Here is a 22,611-nt window from a genome sequence, read left to right as displayed (position 1 = left end):
CGGGTTGGCTCAAGTTATAATTAGAGTCCTAAACGAATGTTGAAACCGAGTGATCGGGTGCCGGGCTGCTGACCATTTTCACCAAACCGTTGTGATAGCTCCGATGGGTCGATGTTGCGGTTGGTTGCATAGATCAACCAAGGGTTACGAGCAACTACCGATACGTTGATATTCTGGACAAACTTGTTGGGTTTGATCGGCAGGCGATAACCAACACTCACTTCACGAAGTTTCACGTAAGAAGCATCGAAAACAGAATTGTCGATAATTGAATTGTTACCAAACTGGTGATAGTAATCGTAAGCCCCAACATATGTATCAATCGCTTCGCCGGTTTCGCTGACACCTTTTACGTGTACACCACCTCCCTGCGCAACATCATCACGAACGTTTTTGCCTTTGTCGTTCGTAGCAGCTGTTTCAGCATATAGGCCGGAATACGTTCCCCAGAAATTTGATAATGAGAAGTATTTTCCGCCTTTCTGGTAATCGATACTGAACGCAAGTGACAAATCTTTATAACGCAAAGTATTGACAAAACCGCCCGTAAACGATGGCAGAACCGATCCAAAATATTGGTTCGTTGCAAACTGATAGGTTCCATCTGCATTCAACACGGGCTGACCATTGTTGTAAACAATTCCATTCCCACGCAACTGCCCCCAACGGTTGTTGCCACCGTTGTCAACACCGGTCGAGTGAATCACATACGCAAACAGGAAAGCGTCGTTCGTACTGTACGACTGGGCTGTTTGTCCAAATGGAATCGCTGATGTTGCCTGAATCGAGTTTACACCGGGTGCCAATTCGACAATACGTGAGTTGTTTACAGCAAAGTTGAGCGTCATGTCCCAGTTGAAGTTTTTGCCAACAACGGGTTTCCCATTTAACTGAATCTCAACACCATCACGCTCGATCCGACCTGCATTGATCACTTTCTGCGTAAAACCACTCGCTGCCGTTACGTCTACATTCAGGATTTCGTTGATTTTGTTTTCGTGATAATACGTGAAAGCCAATCCAACGCGATTCCGTAAGAAACTTAAATCAATACCCGCTTCATAAGCCGAAGACAGCGATGGAATAATACCTGCATTTGGCAACAAATTCGGTGTAGTCATCAAGCTATTTACACCATTGTATTTTGCCTGGTCGACGGCATATGTCAACGATAATTGGTATGGATTTAGATCAGAGCCAACCTGCGCCCAGCTCCCCCGCAACTTACCAAACGACAGAAAAGGCAGCGACTGACGGGTCAGCTCGGAAAACACGAAGCTACCCCCTACCGACGGATAGAAATACGAGTTGTTGTTGGCAGGCAGAGCCGAACTCCAGTCGTTACGTCCTGTAACTTCCAGGAACACTAAACTACGCCAGCCCAGTGATGCCCGTCCGTAAATACTGCGCACGGTCTTACGAAAACGGTTATTTGTTTGCGTAAACGCCTGAAGTGAGTTACCGACCGTGAATAGATCAGGAACAAATAATCCCCCTTGAGTCGCCAGGTCGACCCGTGTATAGATATTGTCACGAATGTTACCACCTACGTTCGCATTAATATCGAAATCACCGAAGCGGTTATCGTACGTAGTCAGGAATTCATAGTTGTCTTCCCGATCCAGAATCTGCCCAGTTGAATAGCCTGCCTTTTGGCCGGTTTGGGCCCCACTCAATTCAATAATGGATGGCTGCTTGTTCTCATAGTTTGTATTACGCTGGTTCCGGCGCAACCAACCTTGTACTTTGAAGTGGTCGTCGATCTTATACGTCAGATTCACATCGCCAAATAGCCGATCTCGATTACTGGTATTGTTGGTATAATCCAGATACGAGTAGAAGTTATACCAGTAATTCCCCTTGTTAAACGTAGCCGAATTAAAATTAGTCGTATTCGTTGGGTTAGTATGGTTCCAGCTAGCTAAGGCACCAATTGGTGTACGGAAATTACGCAACTCCTTCATGATACTCATATCCAGATCGCGGTGGAACCACTGATTGAAGGAGCCTGAACCCGAATAGTTACCATAGCCATCACCGAAATTTCCAAATACCTGCTCTGAAGTGAAATTAAAGTTGATACCAGCCGTCAGGTGTTTGCCCAGATCGTAGGTAGCGGCCGCTGTAATATAATTACGCTTCAAGGATGTACTGGGCAGAATACCAGTCTGATTCAGGTTCGTGTAGGACATCCGAAGCGTGTAGCCTTCACCACCGCCTTTCAGACTAATGCTATTATTATAAGATTTACCCGTATTATAGAAATCCCGAACGTTATTGGGCTGAGCCGTATACGAAGCGGTTTTGAATGAGTACGGATTGTTAGGATACCAGGCATACCAGGGAATATATTCACTACCATCAATCCTTGGCCCCCAGGAGGCATCATCCGAATAATCATGGTACTTTTTGCCGTTCAGCGCCTGCCATTCGGTCGGGTTGCCCGGTGCCCAGGTAAACGTACGCCATGCCGATTCACCCCCACCACCGTATTGGTTCTGGTATTTTGGAATGATGTTGATCTGTTCGAATGTAGTGGTACTATTGATATCAACGCCAATGCCTTTCCGATTCAGGCCTTTTTTGGTCGTAATCACAATAACCCCAGCATCACCCCGCTGACCATAAAGAGCCGTCGCGTTTGGCCCTTTCAAGACCGAAATATTTTCGATATCGTCGGAGTTAATATCCAGCGAACCAGGCGTGTCACTATCACTGGCCAATGGGGTTCCATCAATTACATACAACGGATTTTTATCAACCAGCGAAGCCGCTCCACGAATTCGCACAACAGCTCCCGAACCCAGCTTGGAACCCGCCTGACTTAACACCTGTAAACCAGCTACTTTACCAGCCAACGCATTACCCGCATCGGGCTGACGAGTGACGGTCAGGTTCTCCCCACTAACCTGTTGAGTCGCAAATGAAATTGATTTGGCATCTCGCTTAATACCAAGAGCCGTTACAACAACTTCCTGTAATTGTGCAGCATCAGATACCAGCGATACGTTAACACTCGTTTGGTTGCCTAGCTTAACTTCTTGTGTGATGAAGCCTATAAAACTAAAAACCAGCGTCGAACCTGCTGGAACGTTTAACTGATAATCGCCTGTCGCATTCGTGCTTGTTCCGCGCGCCGTTCCTTTTACGGCGATGTTTACGCCAGGAAGTGGAGAGTTATCTTCCGTTGAGGTCACTTTACCACTGATAGCTATGTCCTGCGCTAGCAATGGTAAACTGAAAAGGCACAGCCATAGCTGTGCTATTAAAAGTTTTCTCATGAATTAAAGCGTTTAAGTTAATAATGAGTTCTTTTCAGAACTTATATCAAAATTGTACAAAAAATAATGCATTACAAAATTTTGCACTATAACTATATCACCAAATAATTCATGTAATTTACCAATCGCATCGATAGGATCAATTGATTGCCTTTTAACAATTTGATAATCAGATAGAAATCAGTAAATTAAAAGTAGATTAAAAACAGCGGAAAATCAGTAAAAAAGTTAGCAAACAAGGTGAATGATAAATTGTTTTTCCGGGCTATTATAATATTATCAAGCGGCCATCGTTAGGGCTAATTATTAGATTAGTTATATTTACTCAGTTTTATTGAGTAAATATCTGTAGGAAGTATTTATACTCAAACTAATATTTTATGGTAGTATTCAATTATAATCTAAATAGAATCAGCGCATTAGCAGCCAAGATTTAGTTGGTCGGAGTAAAAAGAAATCCCCATTGTGGCTATATAAACCACCATGGGGATCATCTTGTTATACAGAACTTACTTAACTAATTCTATATCTATGTCTGCGATATAGCTTCTGGTGTAGCTACTATCTCTGGCTTATCCTTACCCGTTAATTCAGCTAATAACTCTTTAACATTAACCGTAGCAAAACTGCTGGCATAATCGGCCATAGCGTATGGAATAATTAATTCGTCATTGTTAATCAGACCACCACAACTATACACAACATTCGGAACATAACCTTCCCGCTCATTTTCATCAGGACTTAGAATCGGCTCAGCAGTGCGCCCAATGACGATGCTTGGATCGTTAAGATCCAGCAAAAAAGCGCCAACAGCGTATTTCCGCATTGGTCCTACACCATGACTTAGGACGAGCCAACCCTGCTCGGTTTCAATAGGTGAACCGCAATTCCCTAATTGCACGTATTCCCAATGATAGGTGGGTTTCAGCAAAATATCTTTTGTTTGCCAGAAATACAGATCGTCAGAATACATCAGGTAAATGTTTTCGCCGTCCTGTCGCGAAATCATGGCGTATTTCCCATTAACTTTTCGTGGAAATAAGGCCATCCCTTTGTTCGAAACCTCCGCTCCGTTGAGTGTGCTGACACTGAAATGCGTAAAATCCTTGGTTTCCAGCAATTGCGGAAATGTGACCCGACCATTATATGCCGTATAGGTGGCATAATAGGTAACCTCGCCATTGTCGTCAGTAAATTGCACAAATCGTGCATCTTCAATACCATTCGTTTCATTTGGCGAATTCGGGAAGATACAACGCTCATCCAGACTCTGATCGTCTTCAAAATGAATTTCGTAGTTCGACTTAGCCAAAGCCAGCAATCCACTGGCAATAGTCTCATATTCAGCATTATATCGAAACTGTGCTGATACACGTTTAACTTGTGCTTCCAGTTCGGCCAGGCTAAACTCATCGCCCAGGCCCGCCATCATTTTTTCCTGGATACTATTCTCCAATCGAAGCTCATACAATTTCCGCTCAAACACCGTCCGATTAAACAGGTGATTCTGCACCGTTTCGGGCGAGGTTACGTAACGAGACGGTTTACGCAACACGATTTTCCCCATATCATCAATATATCCCATCCGAAAGGAAATTGACGATACGTGGCCTTCACCGGTTGCCCGTAAACTCAGAATGAACCGCTTATAACCCGGCGGCACATTCGTTTGATCGGGATGCCAGATCATGGATGGGTTGAACAAGGCCGCCGACTCAAGTGAGTATTCCATCGTGAAATAAGCGCCGAGCAATAATTTTCGCTCTTCGGTTAAGGGCTCATCAGTCAGTAATTGCGACTTAATCTGTTCGAACCGCTGTAGCAGAAATCGTTCGAGTTTGTAATGTCGCCCGCCAAATTCCCGGATTACTTCATCCAGTTTTTGCTCAGCTTCTTCATCGGTCATGCTGCCTACACGGGCAATAATTTTCAGCGTTCGTGTGGTACTGCCCAATTCAAACGGGCGGAATAAAACCCGAGTTGGATCGGGTCGCAAAACAATACCTGTTCGGGTTGCTTTTATACTCATAGTGCGAATGGATGATACAAGTAAAGCCGTATACCTATATCGATATAAGAGTTTCCAGGTAGATAATGTTTTACCTCGTCAGCTATCCATTCATCAACGCAGGCATTTCTAAATCGCGTGATTTTGCTTCCGTACGTTTTCGTTGTACCATATATAGCTCAGCTAGCGCAATCAAATACGACAAGGTTGATTCAGCTCCCTGATTCTGATTCGCACGATCAATATGCAGTCCATCACGGCAACCACCTGTTTGTTGATCATACAAAGGCAGGCCTAAGTCATTGAGTCCCAGAAACCATTTAAAAATTCGAATAGCCGTACGATGCCATTCGTCTTCGCCTGTTATTTCGAAAGCCGCAATGCAGGCTGATATAGTACTTTGCGCTTCAAGAGGCTGCTGGTCGAAATAGGCACGAGCCTGTCCTTTTGTATAAAATCCATTGGAACCAATTGGCTGGAAATGACCGCATTTCGCCGTTTGTAAACCCACCAGCCAGCGTAACGAATTAAGACCAATATCCACAATTCGCTGATCACCAGAACGAATCAAGGCATGTGCCAACATAGCATTGTCGTAGGCTAACGTGTTTTCAAACCAGGGCCAATCTTCCGTTGCAGTTTCGGTGTAGCGGAAAATTAACTTATCCAGCAATTGACGCTGTATGGTTTTGGCTAACCGGTCGTCGTTGAATTTCTTTTGATATTCATAAATACCCAGCAACGCAAACCCCCAGGAACGCGGAGACGACATGCTAACAACACTAGGCAATACATGCTCTAGCAAGGTAATAGCCCAGGATACCGTATTACGATCATTCGTACGACCAATGCAGGTACCTAATGCCCAGATCGTTCGACCCGTACTATCGTCAGAGCCAAATTCTTCGAGCCAACGCCGATCATAGCTCATGAAATTGCGAAAGCGCCGATATTCATGATTGTAAGCATGATTCATAAAAGCACAGTAGTTATCGGCGGTACGCGCTAGTTTAGAATCTCCCATACCACCCTCCAGCAACATCTGTGTCAGAATCAGTGCCCGAGCATTATCGTCGGTACAATAACCTTCTTCATAATAAGGCAAGTGATGACGAGCATGTTGTACGATTCCCGTCGAATCGGTCAGTCGGAATAAGTGATCAAGCCGGAGCCCAGGTAGTTTAAAAACAGCGGTACTATGGCTGCCCATTGAGTAGGGAATCTGGCTGTTGATAGTGCTCATTCGTTCCTGACGGGCCTTGGTAAATGAATCGGCGTAAGCTTGAATCGCCCGTTCCCAAATCATTTCGCGACCCATCAGATAAGCCTTCTTACGCATCGCGTGCCGCATCGATTCGTCAGTCAGCAAATGAATAATTTCATCGGCAAACGCTTCAGAATCTCCGAACGGTACTAATATACCCCGACCATCAGCCAGGAGTTCTTCGGCATGCCAATAGGGTGTCGAAACCACGGCTTTCCCACAGCCAAACGCATACGATAAAGTTCCAGAGGTGATCTGAGCCGGATTCAGGTACGGTGTTATATATATATCAGCTGATCCCAGATACTCCAGCAGATCTTCCAGTTCAACAAACTGATTATAGAAGCGAATATGGTCGCGAACACCCAGATCAGCCGCCAGCTTTTTCAGGCTGTCGCGATAAGCTTCGCCTTCATGCTTAAGCAAATGCGGGTGCGTAGCTCCCAACACCATATATACTACGTTCGGATGCTGTTCCACAATTCGGGGCAGTGCCCGAATCATATTTTCAATGCCTTTATTGGGCGAAAGCAGCCCAAACGTCAGTAACGTCTGTTTGCCCTCCATCCCGAATTTATCTTTATAAAAATGGGGATCGACAAACGGCATATTGGGAATACCGTGGGGAATCAGATCGATTTTATCCTCAGGGATTTCGTAGATATTAATCAAAAAATCCCGTCCTTTTTCAGACATACAAACCACCCGCGACGACAGATCAGCAATGCTTTTCAGCACCAGCAACTGCTCTTCATTGGGATCTTTCAGGATAGTATGAAACGTGGTAATGACCGGCATGGTCAGATTACGTAGCAACGTCAGAATATAGCTGCCTGCCGAACCACCAAAGATGCCATATTCATGCTGAAGACAAACGACATCGACATCTTTTGAATTCAAAAACTCAGCCGCTTTCCGATAAGCATCCTGATCCTGCTGATAGAAATCATAACGAACCTCGCTTGGGTAGTCGTACCCATCAGGAGTATCATTAACCGAGATAACAATTGGTTTAGAATCAGGTATAAACGTTTTATAAGAAGTATAAAGATCAGATGTAAAGGTGGCAATACCACACTGCCGGGGCAGGTAGTCGCCAATAAATGCTACGTTTTTAGGATTATGTTCCCAAAGAACCGCCTGGTCTGTATGGGTTGATAGTTTAATATGGTTTGTAGGCGTTGTCATATAGTTAACCTGAATTATATAGAAGGCTAGGTATTCTCTACTAACATAATCGGCTTCTTATCCCTTTTGTTTGGCATTCACAAGGGTTTTAATGAATTACTGGCCATATTCTCACAAATACCAGATCATTATCCAACTAAACCTTTGTTTTACCATATAATCAGCAAAAATTTTCTTAACCCAATACGGCCATATCTGGTAGAACTGTTGCCATTGAAATCCCCCTCTACTTTCCAAAACACCACCATTTTTGCTTACCTTGCGACCTTACTTCATGTATACCAGACATGATTTGGCACCGTATCTCATCCTTTATTTTATCCAATCGAATTGCGTTAATCGTAGTCATTTTACTGAGCACGGCTTTTATGGGCTACGAAGCCTCCAAAGTCAAACTCTCCTATGAATTAGCGAAAATTTTACCCGTTACTGATCCAGAAAATCAACGATATGAAGCATTCAAATCGAGGTTCGGACAGGATGGAAGTGTGATGGTATTGAGTGTTGAAACCGACAGTATGTATCAGTTAAGATTCTTCAACGACTGGTATACGCTTAGCCAGAAAATACACAGGATCGAAGGGGTCAAAGATGTTGTATCCAATGCGAATCTGTACACTATCATCCGTGACGATACAGCCCATACGTTTCGTATTAGTCCATTAGTAGCTAAGCCTTTAACCACGCAAGCGGGTGTCGATAGTTTGCGTGCAAAAATTGCGTATTTGCCTTTTTACCGAAATTTAGTCAGCGACAGTAGCGGTAAGGCTCATTTGATGGCCATTACGTTCGAGTCGAAACTGGTCAATACCAAAAATCGGATTGGCCTGGTCCGCCAGATCGAAGCCGTAGCAGATTCGTTCGGTAGACGCCATACGTTGCTTGGGCCAGACGGTTCGGTACATATGTCGGGGATGCCTTACATCCGTACAGAGTTCAGTGCTAAAATCAGCCAGGAACTGACTTTATTTATGGGCCTGGCTTTTTTGGTTACCGGTTTGATACTCTTTTACTTCTTCCGGTCATTCATTGTCACCCTAGCAGCACTTGGAGTAGTGGGTATTGGCGTTATCTGGGTAACGGGGTATATTGTTGTTTTCGGCTATGAAATTACACTGCTAACCGGCCTTCTTCCTCCTTTAATTATTGTGATCGGTGTTCCGAATGCGATCTTTCTGCTAAATCGCTATCATGAAGAACTGAACCGCAAACGTAGCAAAGAGGACGCTTTACGAATTACGACTGAAAAGGTGGGAGAAACCACTTTCTTTGCCAACATTACTACGAGCATTGGCTTCTTCGTATTTTATTTTACCGGCAGCCCCCTCCTACTTCAGTTTGGACTGGTTGCCGCTGTCAGCATCATGACAACCTACGTTGTGTCGCTCATTCTCATTCCCATTATTTTTAGTTATCTGGCTATACCCTCTCAAAAACAACGAGGTCATCTGGAACGTCGACAAGTAAGTGGCTTTCTGGGCTGGGTCGATCATATAGTTCATACCCGACGGCCAGCCATTTATACCTTCATTGCCATTATAACCGCTATTGCCATCGTCGGTGCTTTACAACTCAATCCGATTGGTTATGTGGTAGACGACCTGCCTAAAAACGACCCGATTTATACAGATTTGAAATTTATCGAAAATCGATTTAAAGGTGTAATGCCCTTCGAAGTCAGTATCGATACAAAACGGCCAGGACGCGTGCTGACTCCACAAACGTTGACCAAAATCAAAGTGTTAGAACGCGAATTCGCCAAATACAATGAATTCACACGTCCGCTCTCATTGGTTGAAGCCGTTAAGTTTTTTTATCAGTCCTATCGCGGTGGCGATCCTAAATATTTCGCGATGCCCGGTGCGCTCGAACTAAGCCAACTGGCGAGTTACGCTCCGCAATTAAAAGGAGCTAAAAATGCCGCTGGAGGATCTGCGTTTAAGGCGTATATGGATAGCACGTTCCGGTACACACGGATCAGCTTTCAGATGCCGGACGTAGGTACTGTCCGAACGAAGCAATTGCTAACTGAGCTGCAACCAAAAGTTGATTCCATTTTTAACTTTGACCGAACCACTGGGCAGCGGGTAGCGGCTGATGAGCAATACGAGGTAACTATTACGGGCAACAGCGTCGTCTTCACACGAGGCAACGATTACCTGTTAAAAAACCTGGCGGAAAGTACGGTGTGGGCTGTGCTACTGGTTTCGGTCATTCTTATTATCCTCCTGCGCGACATTCGATTAAGTTTAATTGCCATTCTGCCCAGCGTAGTCCCTCTGATCGTAACGGCAGGTATCATGGGGTTTCTGGACATTCATCTCAAACCATCAACTATCCTAATTTTTAGTATCGCCTTTGGGATATCATCTGATGGTACAATTTATTTCATCACAAAATATCGCGATGAACTTCGTAATCAGAAGCTTAGCCTGGATAAAGCGGTTTCGGAAACGATTCGCTATACGGGTATTAGTATGTTTTACACCGCCATGATTCTGTTTGCTGGTTTCGCTATTTTTGCGGCATCGACCTTCCAGGGAACTATGGCGCTGGGGCTATTAGTATCCATTACGCTATTGATGGGGATGGCGTCTAACCTGATTCTACTCCCTGCGTTTCTATTGACGGTTGATAAAAAGAGAAAACAAACCCTAGTCCGTAGTCATTAGGCACCTAAACCAATGAAAAATCTCTTCGTTCTCACAAGCCTGGTTTGTCTGCTTAGCTCGTTCGATCATAAAGAAATGACCTGGGTAGCTCTCGGGGATTCGATTACGTATTTGAATGATCACCAGAACGAAACGGGCAACCGAATCACCAAAGGCTACATGACTCAGGTAACTGAAAAACTGCCTTATATCCGCTATACCAATCAAGGACACAATGGCTGGACAGCGGTTAAGATTGCTCAGGAGATTGACAAATTAGGGCTAACAAAAGCAGATGTTTATTCTGTTTTTCTAGGTACAAACGATTGGTGGTCCGGTCGCCCACTTGGTCGTTTGGAGGACTATAAGTTGAATACAGGCACTGGGACGGTTTACGGCTCGTTCCGCATTATTGTCGACAAACTTCATAGTCTGAATCCGCAAGCGCCTATTGTTCTCATAACCCCCATGCAGCGGGTTGATTTTGTGTACATAGCCAATTTCAAGAACAATGCGTATGGGTCGTACAAAGCCAAAAACGGGCAATATTTAGAATCGTTTGCCAATGCTATTGATTCAATTGGTCACTACGCCAATTTACCCGTTTTAGATCTCTATCATTTAAAGGGATTACAGCATAAAAACCTGGTCAAGTTCAAACGTCTGAAAGATCCTCAAACGGGTACGTACGTCAACTATACGTATCCGAAGTTCATCGATATTCCTTTCAATCCCGAAACAGATGAGTATCCGTATCCTGTGGAGGCTATCGATAAAACGTACGATGGTTTACACCCTTCCGATGAAGGTTATGCCCTGATTACTCGTAAGCTGATAAAGATCCTAAAAAAATAGTAACGAGCCTGCATCTATTATTGCTCCTCAAGCAGCGTATCGAACGAAACAAATTGGTTACCAAATCGATGCTGAATTCGCTGACGTAGTGAATCTGCATGAATTTCCAGATAGGTTTGGTAGGCCTCCAGCGAATGAAAATCCAGTTGTACAGAGTACGTTACTCCCCCATTGTCCAGCTCTGTTAACAGTCGAAGGATTTTGTGGCCCGTGGGCAATTCGGTAGCCATGGCCGCAGGCAGGAAAAATCGCTTCATCCAGCGCAGCCAGTCGTCAGCCACTTCGCTGGCTACACTATACGTTGTATTGTAAAGAATCATAACCGTGAAACACTAAATGATCAAGGTAAGTTGGTGGTTTGGTTGTTTCTTTGCTGTCCGAAATCAATTTGTTCGCTAAACTGACCGACTTATGTATTCTGGATTAGTACATGCTCACTCAGGGCTACGCTGGATTGCCCTTATTTTATTACTGGCAGCGGTTGGTACCGCTATCAGCAAATGGCAGGGCCAAAGTGGCTACACGGAGGGAAATCGAAAATTATATCTGTTTACCCTTATTTCTATTCATACCCAGTTGCTGATCGGCTTGGTTCTCTTATTTATCAGCCCTAAAGTAAACTTTGGCATGATGAGCGAGAAGTTGTATCGTTTCTACAGTGTCGAACACACAACCGGTATGCTGATCGCAATTGTTCTCATTACGGTTGGCTATTCTCGTTCTAAACGCGCCACGGATGCTACAACGAAACAACGTTTGATCGGGATTTTTTACGGTTTGGGGTTATTACTTATTCTGGCTTCTATTCCCTGGCCTTTCCGCATTATGGGCGCAGGCTGGTTTTAATCGATCAGCAAATAGCTGGACGTTACAATAGGATAACCAGATGTATCAAGAATAATACCAGTCCATTTCCCTGTAGACATCAATTCAAAAGCGAACCAGCCCTGTTGACGAGCATATTGTTCGTCAACAGGGCTGGTTCATTTATGTGCAGGCGTTCGGCACAAGTAGACCCTTAAAAGAAATTTAATATCCGTTCAATTAATTTAATGCCAGTGACTTGCGCACAATTGGCACAAAAAATGGAGAAAAAATTGTAGAAAAAATTCCTCAACAAATAGGTAGTTTACCTATAATGCCATACTTTTATAAGTGTAACTTGTTTTTGACCTCCTTATATGATCAAAAAAATGCTCCTGACAGTATTTTGTACTGTCTCGTTTGGCATCGTTCAAGCACAAAGCGTACCTACCGTAACTTCCGACATATTCGCCGTAACTGAGGTACCCACCGTAACTCCTGATGAACCAAGTTTCTACGAGCAGATTCCGCTCGTAAAAGACGTAATCAGCTTTGCCAAAGATCATCTTTCAATCCGGTACCGTTCTGGTGGTACAAGCACACGCGGTTTCGACTGTTCAGGTTTCACCCGGTTCTGTTTTAATAAATTTGGCATTTCGCTTCCCCATTCCAGCGCTGCCCAGGGCAATGTAGGTGAAGCCATCGCCAAACAAGCCGCCCAGCCTGGTGATCTCATTTTATTTAAAGGGCATAGCTCGAAAGGTAGCCGAATAGGCCACGTAGGATTAATCACCGAAGTCATTGGCGACCAAATCAAATTTATCCATTCTGCCTGGAATGGTGGCGTTCGATATGATTATCTAGACGCGAGCTATTATCAACGACGTTTTATGGGAGTTCGGCGCGTCGCGCATTTACTTACCGAAAAATAAAGCGGCCAGACAGCCGCTCCAATCTTTCTTAACCTATACCATTTCCAGCGACTTTCGGGTCGCTTTATTTTTTCAGTGTTGTTCCTGCCCCTTGATTCACTGCGTTCACTAACTCATCAGCGTGACAGATAATTACTTTTGAAACGCCACTATCCAGCGCCTTAAAAGCATTGTCCAGCTTGGGAATCATGCCCTTATTGATCGCACCAGCCGCTTTGTAGTCAGCGTATTGATCAGGTGTCAGTTCATTTATGACACTGCTATCGTCAGTAGGGTCTTTTAAAACTCCTTTCTTTTCGAAGCAATAAATCAGCGTCACCTGGTTATGCTTTACCATATCGACGGCAATTGCCGAAGCCATTGTATCGGCATTGGTATTTAGTAGATCACCCGCCAAATTATAAGTGATCGGAGCAAAAACGGGCGTCAGGCTCTGGCGTAGGAAAAACTGAATCTGACCCGAATCGACCTCTTCAATATCACCAACCATACCGTAATCAATATCTTTTACCGGCCGCTTTTTAGCTAATACTGTGCTTCCATCAGCGCCCGTCAGACCAATGGCATTAACGTTCAGTGCCTGAAGTTTAGCCACGATCTGTTTGTTTACCAAACCGCCATACACCATCGTCACTACATCGAGCATTGGCTGATCGGTTATCCGCCGACCTTCAACCATTACAGTCTCAATACCCAGTTTTTCAGCGACTTGCGTAGCTACTTTCCCTCCACCATGAATCAGAATTTTAGCACCTGATAAGCTGGCAAACGCGGTTAAAAAACGTTTGAGAGCGGCTGGGTCATCAATTACATTCCCGCCAATTTTAACGACTGTAAGGGTATCCATTTACGCGATATTAACCTAAATTCAATAAAATTTCCTTCAGCACAGCCTGCGCCGACCATTCGCGATTGGCAGCCTGCTCAATAACCAGTGAATGCGGGCTATCCAACACTTCATCAGCCACTTTCAGATTTCGCCGGACGGGTAGACAATGCATAAATTTCCCATTGTTCGACAGACGCAAATCAGCCATTGTCACAGCCCACGATGGATCTTGTGATAGAACCTGCCCATAGTGTGTATAAGAAGACCAGTTTTTCCCGTAGATAAAATCAGCGCCAGCAAACGCTTCATCCTGATCATAAATCACGCGAGCATTGCCTGCAAACTCAGCCGACAGTTCGTACCCTTTAGGATGAGTCATCACAAACTCAACATGCCCTGCAGCGGCACGTGCGTTCATCCATTCGCTAAACGAATTGGCAACAGCTTGTGGCAATGGTTTGAAATGCGGCAACCAGGTCAACACCACCTTCGGCCGAGCAGGCATAACGGGTGATTTAGCGCGTGCTTCTTCAATCGTAATGCAGTCGGCCAGCGATTGTAGCGGATGGCGAGTCGCTGATTCGAGATTAACAATCGGTACACCTGCGTATTTGGCAAACTGGTGCATAACCTGTTCGCGGTAATCTTTGTCTCGATCCTGAAGTTCGGCGAAAGCGCGGATACCGATAATGTTGCAATAGCGACCCATCACGGCAGCGGCTTCGCGCACATGCTCGGCTTTGTCGCCGTTCATGAGTACGCCCTCCTCCATTTCAAGTCCCCAGCTATCCTGCCCGACGTTCATGGTGATTACATTCATACCAAGATTTTGGGCAGCCTTTTGTGTACTAATCCGGGTGCGGAGACTAGAGTTGAAGAAAATCAGGCCAATAGTTTTGTTTTTACCCAAGTGTTGATCGGCAAACGGGTTTGCTTTTGCAGCAAGACCCGACTGGATAAGGGCGTCAAGATTCGTGACGTCGGCGAGGGAAAGGAAATTGGTCATTAGACTCGTTAAGCAATTAGCGTACTAGTTACTGAATACGGCGCTGGCGTATTTTTTCTTATACCAAAAACAAAGTTTTCTCCATTTAAACCGTCGCTTTTTCAGTCTTCAAACACACTTGCAACGCTTCCAGAAACTGATCGGCTTCATCGACACCAATCGCCAGTGAAGGGAGCAAACGGATTATAGTTTTTCCGGCTACGCCCGTAAACTGCTTATGCTCAAACAACAAGGTTTTACGCAGTGACTCCACTGGAAAATCGTACTCAATACCAATCATCAGTCCTCGACCTCGTAACTCTTTATGACCACCGATCTGGCGAATACCATCCATTAGGTAATTACCCATTTTTGTGGCATTTTCCATGAGGCCTTCCTCTTTCATAATGTCAAGAACCGCAATAGCTGCCGTACAGGCCAGATGATTACCTCCGAAGGTTGTACCTAGTAATCCGTAGCTGGCTTTAAACTTGGGTGAAATCAGAATTCCGCCAATCGGAAAACCATTCCCCATGCCTTTTGCCATCGAGATAATATCGGCTTCAATTCCACTAAATTGATGCGAGAAAAACTTACCCGAACGGCCATATCCACACTGAACGCCATCCAGAATAAGGATTGTACCGGTTTCGTCGCAACGTTGGCGGAGAGCCTGCAAAAACTCATTGGTAGCAACCTGAATACCTCCTACTCCCTGAATGCCTTCAATGATCACGGCGCAGGTTTCCGATGTGATTCCGGCACGAGCCGCTTCAATATCGTTATATGGCAGAAACGTGACGTGCTGATTGTAGTTGATCGGCGCGACGATTGCTGGGTTATCCGTAACTGCAACGGCTCCTGCTGTACGCCCATGAAACGACTTTGTGAAGGCTACAACTTTCGTCCGCCCGTTATGAAACGAGGCCAATTTTAAGGCATTCTCGTTGGCTTCAGCACCCGAATTGCATAGAAATAACGCGTAATCAGGGTGATTAGACAGAGCCCCCAATTTGTCAGCCAGTTCTTGCTGCTGTGGAATAATAACCGAGTTTGAATAAAACGAAATTTTATTCAACTGATCGGTTAGGGCTTTAACATATCGCGGATGCGTGTGGCCCACCGAAATAACGGCATGCCCACCGTATAAATCCAGATAACGAGTCCCATCGACATCCCACAAATAACTGCCCTGCGCACGCACAGGCTCAATGTTATATAGCGGATAAACGTTAAAAAGCTCAGCCATTTCAGTAAACTATAAAATCCGACCTGACCGATTCGGGAGCAAGCCGGAAGGTTATCAAAAATTGAGGTGCAAGTTTACGGATAATCCGTTGAAAATCGGCTTAAAACACGAAAAGGAAGCCCGTAGACTTCCTCTTTTATCGAATGTATTACGTCTATCAGAATTTCGACAGGAAATCTCGCAAAACGTTTACCGATTCTTCCGGCTGTTCTATCATACTCAAATGTCCAGCCTGCTTAATAGTAGCCAAGGCAATTTGGTCGGATAGATCGGCCTGTTTTGCGATTTTTTCGTGAGGCATAATCTGATCTTCCTGACCGAGAACCAATAAAACTGGGAACTGAGCTTCGCGTAAAACCTTCGTCCGGTCGGGGCGATTCGCCATAGCTGCCATGCCCGCAATTAAAGCCTCAACAGGCAATTGGCTAAATTGATCAATCAGCCCTTGCGTTTTTTCCGGCGGATAATCTGGAGCAACCATTTTCGGCAATTGTTTCTGAATAAATGGTGCAGTTCCTTCGGCTTTCATTCCCTCAATGGCTTGTTGCCGGGTTTTCTTACGGTCCTCATCATCAGCTGTTGCCGTCGAATGGTAAAGAACCAATCCCTGTACCATTTTGGGATATTTCTCAGCGAAAGCAAGCGCAATATATCCCCCCATCGAATGCCCTACCAGGATTACTTTTTCGACCGATGCCGACTGTAGTCGGGCATACAAATCTTCAGCGTAAGCTTCAATTGTAGTATAATTCGATAATCGGGCGAAGTCAGGTTTTACTACAGTCGCGCCAGATGCCAGATCGGCGTAGATGCTATCCCAAATGGAAGCATCTACGCCGTGGCCGTGAATTAAACAAATGAACGGTAACTGGCTCATGCCAATTCGTTAATAGAGAAGTTAAGCGTTGAGCAAGCCGATCAGTACCAGAACCAGACCAACGACAAACATGATAAGACCAATAACCGCCAGCACGCTAGCACCACCTAGCAGCCAGAGAATCAAACCAATAAGCCCTATGATAAGCCCTAGCCGCACATTACGATCCAGCACTTTGGTTTTATCAGGAGCAACGTGGTTTTTAATTTTCTTGTCTAATTTTTTCAACATCGTCCGCTCCATAAACGTCATTTTTTTCGTAGAAGCAGCATTTGTTGAAACAGTTGCCTTTTCACTAGCCGTTGTCAGAGCTTCCTTCAATCGCTCCATGCGCTTGGCTAATTTCTTGTTCGACGCCAGCTTGCTATCGTTGCGAACATAAGCCTCGACCTGACTGACAGCCTGTTTAGCTTGGGTAATTTGCTCAGTGGGTGTAGCAGTCGCTGCGGGTTCGGTGGCAGGCGTTGCGATTTCAGTGGGAGTTGCTACATCAGTTGGGGTAGCAGTAGGAGTTGTTTTAGGCTGGGTTGAGGTAAAATGCTCCCGGGCAGTAGGTTGAAAGTAAGCGACTGGACGGCTGCAGGAGGCCAGAACAACAATGCCGAAAAGCAAAAAAAACAGGGATTTAGACAGTGTTCGCATAGGGGTTCGTTTGAATTAAGTGATTGATTTACGTGAATGATTAAGGTATTCTTCTCATGAACTACAACTTGGTTCATTTGTTGGCATTGAATTACTTTTTTTGATTCAATGCCCCTCAAAAGTGCGAAAATCTACCAAAATCCCATTAAATTTTACTATAATTTCACTTAATGGGATTTTAATTTTCTATTAATTGGCTACAATAGCCCAACTAATAGACATACAAGGCCAGCCGCTAACGCAATCACGCCAATAGCGAATCCGGTTCCAGTCGTTAACAGCATCAACAATAGACCTCCTAATACCAGAACCGCGCCCAGCGTGAGAATGCTTTTAATAGCCAATGATTTATCAGGATGTGCTGGTGCTAACTGTTTCGTGATTTTTCGATTCAATTTTTTGACCATCAATCGCTCTACTAAATTCATCTTTTTAGGAGCAGTCGTAGTAGCCGGTGTTCGTTCGACATTCACAGCAGCCGATGCCAGCATTGTTCTGATACGTCCCAGTCGCTTCTGAACCGTTTTATTAGCGGCCAATTTGCTCTCCTGACGGATTAACGCATCCACCTGATCCATCGCGGCTGTTGCTTGTGCAACTTGTTGATCTGGAATAGACCTGCTCGGTTCGATCCGAGCAGGATTAACTACGTTATCGGGAGTTGCTGGCGAAACAGGCGAAGGTGAATATGTAAAATGCTCCCGGGTTGTGGGTTGAAAATAAGCAACCGGACGGCTACAGGAGGCCAGCATACCAATACCCAAAACCAGGAAACAGACGGTTCGGAAAAAGACGCTCATAAGTGACAATTTTACGTAAAGAATTGAGATAGCTTCTTCAAAAACTACAACGTCATTGGTTTGTTAAGAATCACTGAAAATTTCCGATTAAATCATTGGTAAGGTCCGGAAACTAAAATCTCCATTAGCCAACTTTGTCAATCAGCCAACGGAGATTTCATAAATAGCTCTTAATTACCAGCGTGTTATAGTAAGCCAACCAGTAGTACAACAGCTCCTACCAATAAGGCGATAAGTCCGATGGTAAAGGCTGTACCTGTCGTCAACAAAACCAATAACAAACCGACAATGACAAAAACGGCCCCAGTAGCCAGTGTACCCGTACTAACCATCGCTTTTTCTGGGTTGGCGGGTGCTAGTTGCTTACTGATTTTTTTGTTCAGTTTTTTCACCATCATCCGCTCCACCAGATTCATTTTCTTAGACTCAGTGGCGTTTGTAGCGGCCAATTTGTCAGTCGTGTTGGTGGTAGCCAGCATGGTCCGAATACGGCTTAGCCGTTTCTGAAGCGCTTTATTGTTAGCTAATTTGCTGTCATTTCGTGCCAGTGCATCTAACTGATCCATAGCGGCTGTCGCTTGTGCGATTTGTGCAGTAGGCTCAGCAGTTGCATTAACAGCCTCTTGAGTAGGTGTTTCTGTTGTGATGGGAGCAGTAATCGCCGGAGGGGTAGCCGGAGCTTTTGTCGAAGTAAAATGCTCCCGGGCGGTGGGTTGAAAGTAGGCTACCGGGCGGCTGCAAGCAGCAAAGACAGCAACAAATAATAAACTACTGAGCAGAGAATTATATCTGTTTCTCATAACAAAACGGGTTATGTTTATGTGTAACGAATGTGTTATCAACTCGTTAAACTGTCGAATTTCCCGTTTGTTAGCAGTCAGGCAAAAAATAACGTATATAGCTAAAAAAAACTCCGCCTTTGGAGAAACCAAGTTGATTTTTTCTGAAGCTATTTCCTACGACCAGACAGATTACTTATCCGTTATTTTTGGGTTCGGTGCAGATCAGAATTACTTGCTCAACATAAATCGAACAGGTAACCTGTTAGCTCGTTTTCATGCATATACCTTATGAAACAATACCCGCATCCAACCCTTGATCAGATTACGCTAACGGGCGTGTTGCATGCGCTGAGCGATCCTGTAAGACTAAATTTTGTCCAAAATCTGGCGAAGCATGCCTGCGAGAAATCCTGTGGGTCAATCGAAACACCTGTCGCTAAATCAACTATGTCGCATCATCTGCGGGTGTTGCGGGAAGCGGGTATTATACGTGCTCGAACCGAAGGAACACAATGTCTGGTTTCTTTACGAATGAATGAGTTAGAAGCGAAATTTCCCAGCGTTTTCTGCTCTATTCTGAAAGCGTCCGAAAATACCGAAGTCATTTAGTAAAGTGTCTACTTTCTAAATGAGTGCCCCCTATAGAGGCAGATGTTTAGAGTAATTAGTTTCTCTAAAACATCTACCTCTATAGGGGGCTTACATAAAGGAGATTTCTACTTAATTAAGCGGCTGATCGGAATTGATGCGAAACAGTTTTCCCAAACTTCTCCCGGGCATACTCCAAACTAACGGTTAGTTCATTAACGCCCAGTTGAGAAGGCATTTCAAACATCGCGTCGGTAATAATGGATTCACAGATAGAACGCAGACCACGAGCACCAAGGCCGTACAGAAGTGCCTGATCGACAATATAATTAAGTGCGCTATCGTCCCACCGCAGTGTAATACCTTCCATTTTGAACAGCTTATTATACTGCTTGGTAATGGCGTTTTTCGGCTCCGTCAGAATTTGCATCAGGGCCTTTCGGTCGAGTGGTTCAAGATGCGTCAATACAGGCAATCGTCCAATGAGTTCAGGAATCAGGCCAAACGATTTCAGGTCAAGTGCTGAGATATAACGCATCAGGTGCCCACGCTCCAGCGTGTCATTCAGGCGACGATCCCCTGAAAAACCGATAGGCCGGGTATTAATTCGCTTGGTAATATGCCGTTCGATACCATCAAAAGCTCCTCCGCAGATGAATAAAATATTTTCCGTATTCAGTGCAATAAGCCGTTGATCTGGGTGTTTGCGACCGCCTTGTGGTGGCACGTTCACAACTGAACCTTCTAGTAATTTCAACAAAGCCTGCTGAACGCCCTCACCACTCACATCGCGGGTAATGCTGGGATTGTCAGACTTACGAGCAATCTTATCGATCTCATCGATGTACACAATGCCCCGTTCGGCAGCTTCCACATTGTAATCAGCTGCTTGCAGAAGTCGTGTTAGGATGGTCTCTACATCTTCGCCCACATAACCAGCTTCCGTAATGACCGTAGCATCAGCAATACAGAATGGTACTTCAAGAATTTTAGCGATCGAGCGCGCCAGGTAGGTTTTTCCCGTACCTGTTTCGCCAACCATGATAATATTCGATTTTTCAATCGTCACATCATCATCGGTTTTTGGCTGCATCAGTCGCTTATAATGATTGTAAACGGCTACTGTGATCGCTTTTTTGGCTTCATCCTGGCCAATTACATATTGGTCAAGATGCCGTTTCATTTCAACCGGCTTGATAAGATTGATATTTACTTCGGTCGGTTCACTCCGACGTGGGCGCATTTCTTCCAGCACCACCTGATGTCCCTGTTCGATACAGTAGTTACAGATGTGTGCATCGATGCCCGACAGGAGCACCATTACTTCGTTTTTGCGCCGTCCACAGAACGAGCAACTAATTTGTGGCATGAACGTTTGCAGGGGAAAAGCTGGGTTTGTGGATGATAAACGAAAACTTTGTTGACAACCTAAATTCTGATAGAAAAAAAAGACTCAGATTCTACTGAGTCTTTAGTAATGAACAAAGTTATTAAAGGAATTACGAATTATGATGTACGATGCACGATTTATTGATAGCATCGAAGGAAAATCACCATTCGTAATCCGTAATTTAGTTTATCTTTCCCGGCGTAATACTTCGTCGATCAGGCCGTATTCTTTGGCTTCATCGGCACGCATCCATTTATCGCGATCCGAATCTTTTTCGATTTGCTCAACACTTTTTCCAGAGTGATCAGCCAGAATCTGATACAGCTCTTCACGAAGTTTTACGATTTCACGAGCTGTAATTTCGATATCAACCGATTGGCCCTGCGCACCACCCGATGGCTGGTGAATCATGATCCGAGCGTGTGGAAGCGCCGAACGTTTGCCTGCGGCTCCACCTGCTAACAAGACAGCTCCCATCGAAGCCGCCAGACTTGTGCAAACAGTAGCCACGTCAGGCCGAACGTACTGCATGGTATCGTAAATACCCAACCCGGCATATACCGAACCACCAGGACTATTCAAATACATCAGGATATCTTTCTTCGGATCGGCCGATTCCAGAAACAATAGTTGCGCAACAATAATATTGGCGATATTGTCATCAACGGGCAAACCCATGAAAATAATCCGGTCGGCCATCAACCGCGAGAATACGTCTACTTCCCGGAAGTTCATCGGCCGTTCTTCAATAACCGAGCGGGTCATGTTTTCGACCGTAAGGTTATTAACGGTATGGTTCATGTAGCCATCCACCGTGAGGCCATTGAGGCCCATGTGGTGAACAGCGAAATTGCGGAATTCTTTTTCGTAATTCATACTGGGATTTCTATTCGTTAAATTGAAAACCAAGAACACTTGGTGTAAGTTCGAGAATCGTTTCGTCACAAAATTGCGTTATCCTCTCGAAAAACCCTGTCAGTTTTGGTTTAGATTTTATCATCGTTACTTGATATGAAAGCTTCCATCGCCGAAAAAATACGTTTACAGCGACTCCAACGCGGTTTGTCGCAAGAAAATATGGCCGATCTGCTCAATCTGTCGACTACTGCCTACGGCGACATTGAGCGCGGCAAAACCGATCTAACCCTTTCCCGATTGAACCAGATCGCGAGTGTTCTGGCTGTTTCGCCCCTTAGCTTATTAAGCGATGAAGCCATTCCGGCTCAAGTTGTCGAAGAAAAACCTACTTCCATCGTTAACCATGAACTCGAAACACTCCGGCTAATGGTGGATAAACAACAAGTCGAACTAGACAAACTACGTCTGGAAACAGACTATTGGAAACGCAAATACGATGAGCGGATTGCGTTTGAATTGCTACGCTCGATGGGCCTCGAAGAGAAACGCGAGCGAATTGGCTTTAAGTAAGTTTCGTTACTAATTACCTCAGATTTAACCTGTTTTGAACAGTAAAATCTACGTTATT

Annotated in this window: 19 protein-coding genes; 6 read left to right on the top strand and 13 right to left on the bottom strand. The window is 44.8% G+C overall.

The features are described from left to right. Positions 1-20: 20 nt before the first annotated feature. From ACYVE4_RS01000 to ACYVE4_RS00990, 3 genes are all read right to left on the bottom strand, one after another. Complete coding sequence (locus ACYVE4_RS01000) at positions 21-3,281, bottom strand: SusC/RagA family TonB-linked outer membrane protein (protein ID WP_460994910.1); 3,261 nt, start codon at positions 3,279-3,281, stop codon at positions 21-23. A gap of 529 nt (positions 3,282-3,810) precedes the next feature. Continuing rightward, the gene (locus ACYVE4_RS00995) at positions 3,811-5,310 is read right to left on the bottom strand and encodes a glycoside hydrolase family 130 protein (RefSeq protein WP_460994909.1); all 1,500 of its coding nucleotides are present in this window, start codon (positions 5,308-5,310) and stop codon (positions 3,811-3,813) included. Positions 5,311-5,392: 82 nt separating this feature from the next. Continuing rightward, positions 5,393-7,741, bottom strand: a complete 2,349-nt coding sequence (locus ACYVE4_RS00990; RefSeq protein ID WP_460994908.1) for a glycosyltransferase family 4 protein — start codon at positions 7,739-7,741, stop codon at positions 5,393-5,395. A 287-nt stretch (positions 7,742-8,028) separates the two neighbouring features. On the opposite strand from ACYVE4_RS00990, the gene ACYVE4_RS00985 reads away from it, so the two are divergent. Further along, positions 8,029-10,413, top strand: coding sequence for an efflux RND transporter permease subunit (locus ACYVE4_RS00985; RefSeq protein ID WP_460994907.1), 2,385 nt, complete (start codon positions 8,029-8,031; stop codon positions 10,411-10,413). A 12-nt stretch (positions 10,414-10,425) separates the two neighbouring features. Then, positions 10,426-11,247, top strand: coding sequence for an SGNH/GDSL hydrolase family protein (locus ACYVE4_RS00980; RefSeq protein WP_460994906.1), 822 nt, complete (start codon positions 10,426-10,428; stop codon positions 11,245-11,247). 17 nt (positions 11,248-11,264) lie between these two features. On the opposite strand, the gene ACYVE4_RS00975 is transcribed toward ACYVE4_RS00980, so the two are convergent. Then, positions 11,265-11,567: a DUF4286 family protein gene (locus ACYVE4_RS00975; RefSeq protein ID WP_460994905.1), complete on the bottom strand. Its 303-nt coding sequence runs from the start codon at positions 11,565-11,567 to the stop codon at positions 11,265-11,267. 91 nt (positions 11,568-11,658) lie between these two features. On the opposite strand from ACYVE4_RS00975, the gene ACYVE4_RS00970 reads away from it, so the two are divergent. Continuing rightward, a complete protein-coding gene (locus ACYVE4_RS00970) occupies positions 11,659-12,093 on the top strand; it encodes a cytochrome B (RefSeq protein WP_460994904.1) in 435 nt (144 codons plus the stop codon). Positions 12,094-12,428: 335 nt separating this feature from the next. Further along, on the top strand, positions 12,429-12,983 hold the full coding sequence (locus ACYVE4_RS00965; protein ID WP_460994903.1) for a C40 family peptidase: 555 nt from the start codon (positions 12,429-12,431) through the stop codon (positions 12,981-12,983). 64 nt (positions 12,984-13,047) lie between these two features. On the opposite strand, the gene argB is transcribed toward ACYVE4_RS00965, so the two are convergent. From argB to ACYVE4_RS00930, 7 genes are all read right to left on the bottom strand, one after another. Then, positions 13,048-13,830, bottom strand: coding sequence for an acetylglutamate kinase (gene argB, locus ACYVE4_RS00960; RefSeq protein WP_460994902.1), 783 nt, complete (start codon positions 13,828-13,830; stop codon positions 13,048-13,050). Between the two features lie 10 nt (positions 13,831-13,840). Further along, on the bottom strand, positions 13,841-14,818 hold the full coding sequence (locus ACYVE4_RS00955) for an N-acetylornithine carbamoyltransferase (RefSeq protein ID WP_460994901.1): 978 nt from the start codon (positions 14,816-14,818) through the stop codon (positions 13,841-13,843). 85 nt (positions 14,819-14,903) lie between these two features. Continuing rightward, complete coding sequence (locus ACYVE4_RS00950; RefSeq protein ID WP_460994900.1) at positions 14,904-16,046, bottom strand: aspartate aminotransferase family protein; 1,143 nt, start codon at positions 16,044-16,046, stop codon at positions 14,904-14,906. Between the two features lie 157 nt (positions 16,047-16,203). After that, a complete protein-coding gene (locus ACYVE4_RS00945) occupies positions 16,204-16,923 on the bottom strand; it encodes an alpha/beta fold hydrolase (RefSeq protein ID WP_460994899.1) in 720 nt (239 codons plus the stop codon). A gap of 21 nt (positions 16,924-16,944) precedes the next feature. Next, positions 16,945-17,565: a hypothetical protein gene (locus ACYVE4_RS00940; protein ID WP_460994898.1), complete on the bottom strand. Its 621-nt coding sequence runs from the start codon at positions 17,563-17,565 to the stop codon at positions 16,945-16,947. Between the two features lie 197 nt (positions 17,566-17,762). Beyond that, a complete protein-coding gene (locus tag ACYVE4_RS00935; protein ID WP_460994897.1) occupies positions 17,763-18,365 on the bottom strand; it encodes a hypothetical protein in 603 nt (200 codons plus the stop codon). A 185-nt stretch (positions 18,366-18,550) separates the two neighbouring features. Continuing rightward, on the bottom strand, positions 18,551-19,165 hold the full coding sequence (locus ACYVE4_RS00930; protein ID WP_460994896.1) for a hypothetical protein: 615 nt from the start codon (positions 19,163-19,165) through the stop codon (positions 18,551-18,553). Between the two features lie 270 nt (positions 19,166-19,435). On the opposite strand from ACYVE4_RS00930, the gene ACYVE4_RS00925 reads away from it, so the two are divergent. After that, entirely contained in the window at positions 19,436-19,756 is a 321-nt protein-coding gene (locus ACYVE4_RS00925) for an ArsR/SmtB family transcription factor (protein WP_460994895.1), read from the top strand. Between the two features lie 115 nt (positions 19,757-19,871). Here the strand turns inward: ACYVE4_RS00925 and clpX are convergent, their stop codons facing one another. Both clpX and ACYVE4_RS00915 read right to left on the bottom strand, forming a co-directional pair. Further along, positions 19,872-21,104 (bottom strand): ATP-dependent Clp protease ATP-binding subunit ClpX, encoded by a 1,233-nt coding sequence (gene clpX / locus ACYVE4_RS00920; RefSeq protein WP_460994894.1) that lies wholly within the window; start codon positions 21,102-21,104, stop codon positions 19,872-19,874. A gap of 207 nt (positions 21,105-21,311) precedes the next feature. Then, complete coding sequence (locus ACYVE4_RS00915; protein ID WP_460994893.1) at positions 21,312-22,001, bottom strand: ClpP family protease; 690 nt, start codon at positions 21,999-22,001, stop codon at positions 21,312-21,314. A gap of 135 nt (positions 22,002-22,136) precedes the next feature. On the opposite strand from ACYVE4_RS00915, the gene ACYVE4_RS00910 reads away from it, so the two are divergent. Next, entirely contained in the window at positions 22,137-22,553 is a 417-nt protein-coding gene (locus ACYVE4_RS00910; RefSeq protein ID WP_460994892.1) for a helix-turn-helix domain-containing protein, read from the top strand. Positions 22,554-22,611: the final 58 nt, after the last annotated feature.

Source organism: Spirosoma harenae, from assembly GCF_054776975.1.
The sequence above is the reverse complement of the archived record's forward strand: the minus strand, read 5'-3'. Positions and strand labels throughout refer to the sequence as shown.

Bases quoted from the DNA above. Each gene is read 5' to 3' on its own strand.
- ACYVE4_RS01000 (WP_460994910.1), bottom strand. From the start codon at position 3,281: ATGAGAAAACTTTTAATAGCACAGCTATGGCTGTGCCTTTTCAGTTTA.
- ACYVE4_RS00995 (WP_460994909.1), bottom strand. From the start codon at position 5,310: ATGAGTATAAAAGCAACCCGAACAGGTATTGTTTTGCGACCCGATCCA.
- ACYVE4_RS00990 (WP_460994908.1), bottom strand. From the start codon at position 7,741: ATGACAACGCCTACAAACCATATTAAACTATCAACCCATACAGACCAG.
- ACYVE4_RS00985 (WP_460994907.1), top strand. From the start codon at position 8,029: ATGATTTGGCACCGTATCTCATCCTTTATTTTATCCAATCGAATTGCG.
- ACYVE4_RS00980 (WP_460994906.1), top strand. From the start codon at position 10,426: ATGAAAAATCTCTTCGTTCTCACAAGCCTGGTTTGTCTGCTTAGCTCG.
- ACYVE4_RS00975 (WP_460994905.1), bottom strand. From the start codon at position 11,567: ATGATTCTTTACAATACAACGTATAGTGTAGCCAGCGAAGTGGCTGAC.
- ACYVE4_RS00970 (WP_460994904.1), top strand. From the start codon at position 11,659: ATGTATTCTGGATTAGTACATGCTCACTCAGGGCTACGCTGGATTGCC.
- ACYVE4_RS00965 (WP_460994903.1), top strand. From the start codon at position 12,429: ATGATCAAAAAAATGCTCCTGACAGTATTTTGTACTGTCTCGTTTGGC.
- argB (WP_460994902.1), bottom strand. From the start codon at position 13,830: ATGGATACCCTTACAGTCGTTAAAATTGGCGGGAATGTAATTGATGAC.
- ACYVE4_RS00955 (WP_460994901.1), bottom strand. From the start codon at position 14,818: ATGACCAATTTCCTTTCCCTCGCCGACGTCACGAATCTTGACGCCCTT.
- ACYVE4_RS00950 (WP_460994900.1), bottom strand. From the start codon at position 16,046: ATGGCTGAGCTTTTTAACGTTTATCCGCTATATAACATTGAGCCTGTG.
- ACYVE4_RS00945 (WP_460994899.1), bottom strand. From the start codon at position 16,923: ATGAGCCAGTTACCGTTCATTTGTTTAATTCACGGCCACGGCGTAGAT.
- ACYVE4_RS00940 (WP_460994898.1), bottom strand. From the start codon at position 17,565: ATGCGAACACTGTCTAAATCCCTGTTTTTTTTGCTTTTCGGCATTGTT.
- ACYVE4_RS00935 (WP_460994897.1), bottom strand. From the start codon at position 18,365: ATGAGCGTCTTTTTCCGAACCGTCTGTTTCCTGGTTTTGGGTATTGGT.
- ACYVE4_RS00930 (WP_460994896.1), bottom strand. From the start codon at position 19,165: ATGAGAAACAGATATAATTCTCTGCTCAGTAGTTTATTATTTGTTGCT.
- ACYVE4_RS00925 (WP_460994895.1), top strand. From the start codon at position 19,436: ATGAAACAATACCCGCATCCAACCCTTGATCAGATTACGCTAACGGGC.
- clpX (WP_460994894.1), bottom strand. From the start codon at position 21,104: ATGCCACAAATTAGTTGCTCGTTCTGTGGACGGCGCAAAAACGAAGTA.
- ACYVE4_RS00915 (WP_460994893.1), bottom strand. From the start codon at position 22,001: ATGAATTACGAAAAAGAATTCCGCAATTTCGCTGTTCACCACATGGGC.
- ACYVE4_RS00910 (WP_460994892.1), top strand. From the start codon at position 22,137: ATGAAAGCTTCCATCGCCGAAAAAATACGTTTACAGCGACTCCAACGC.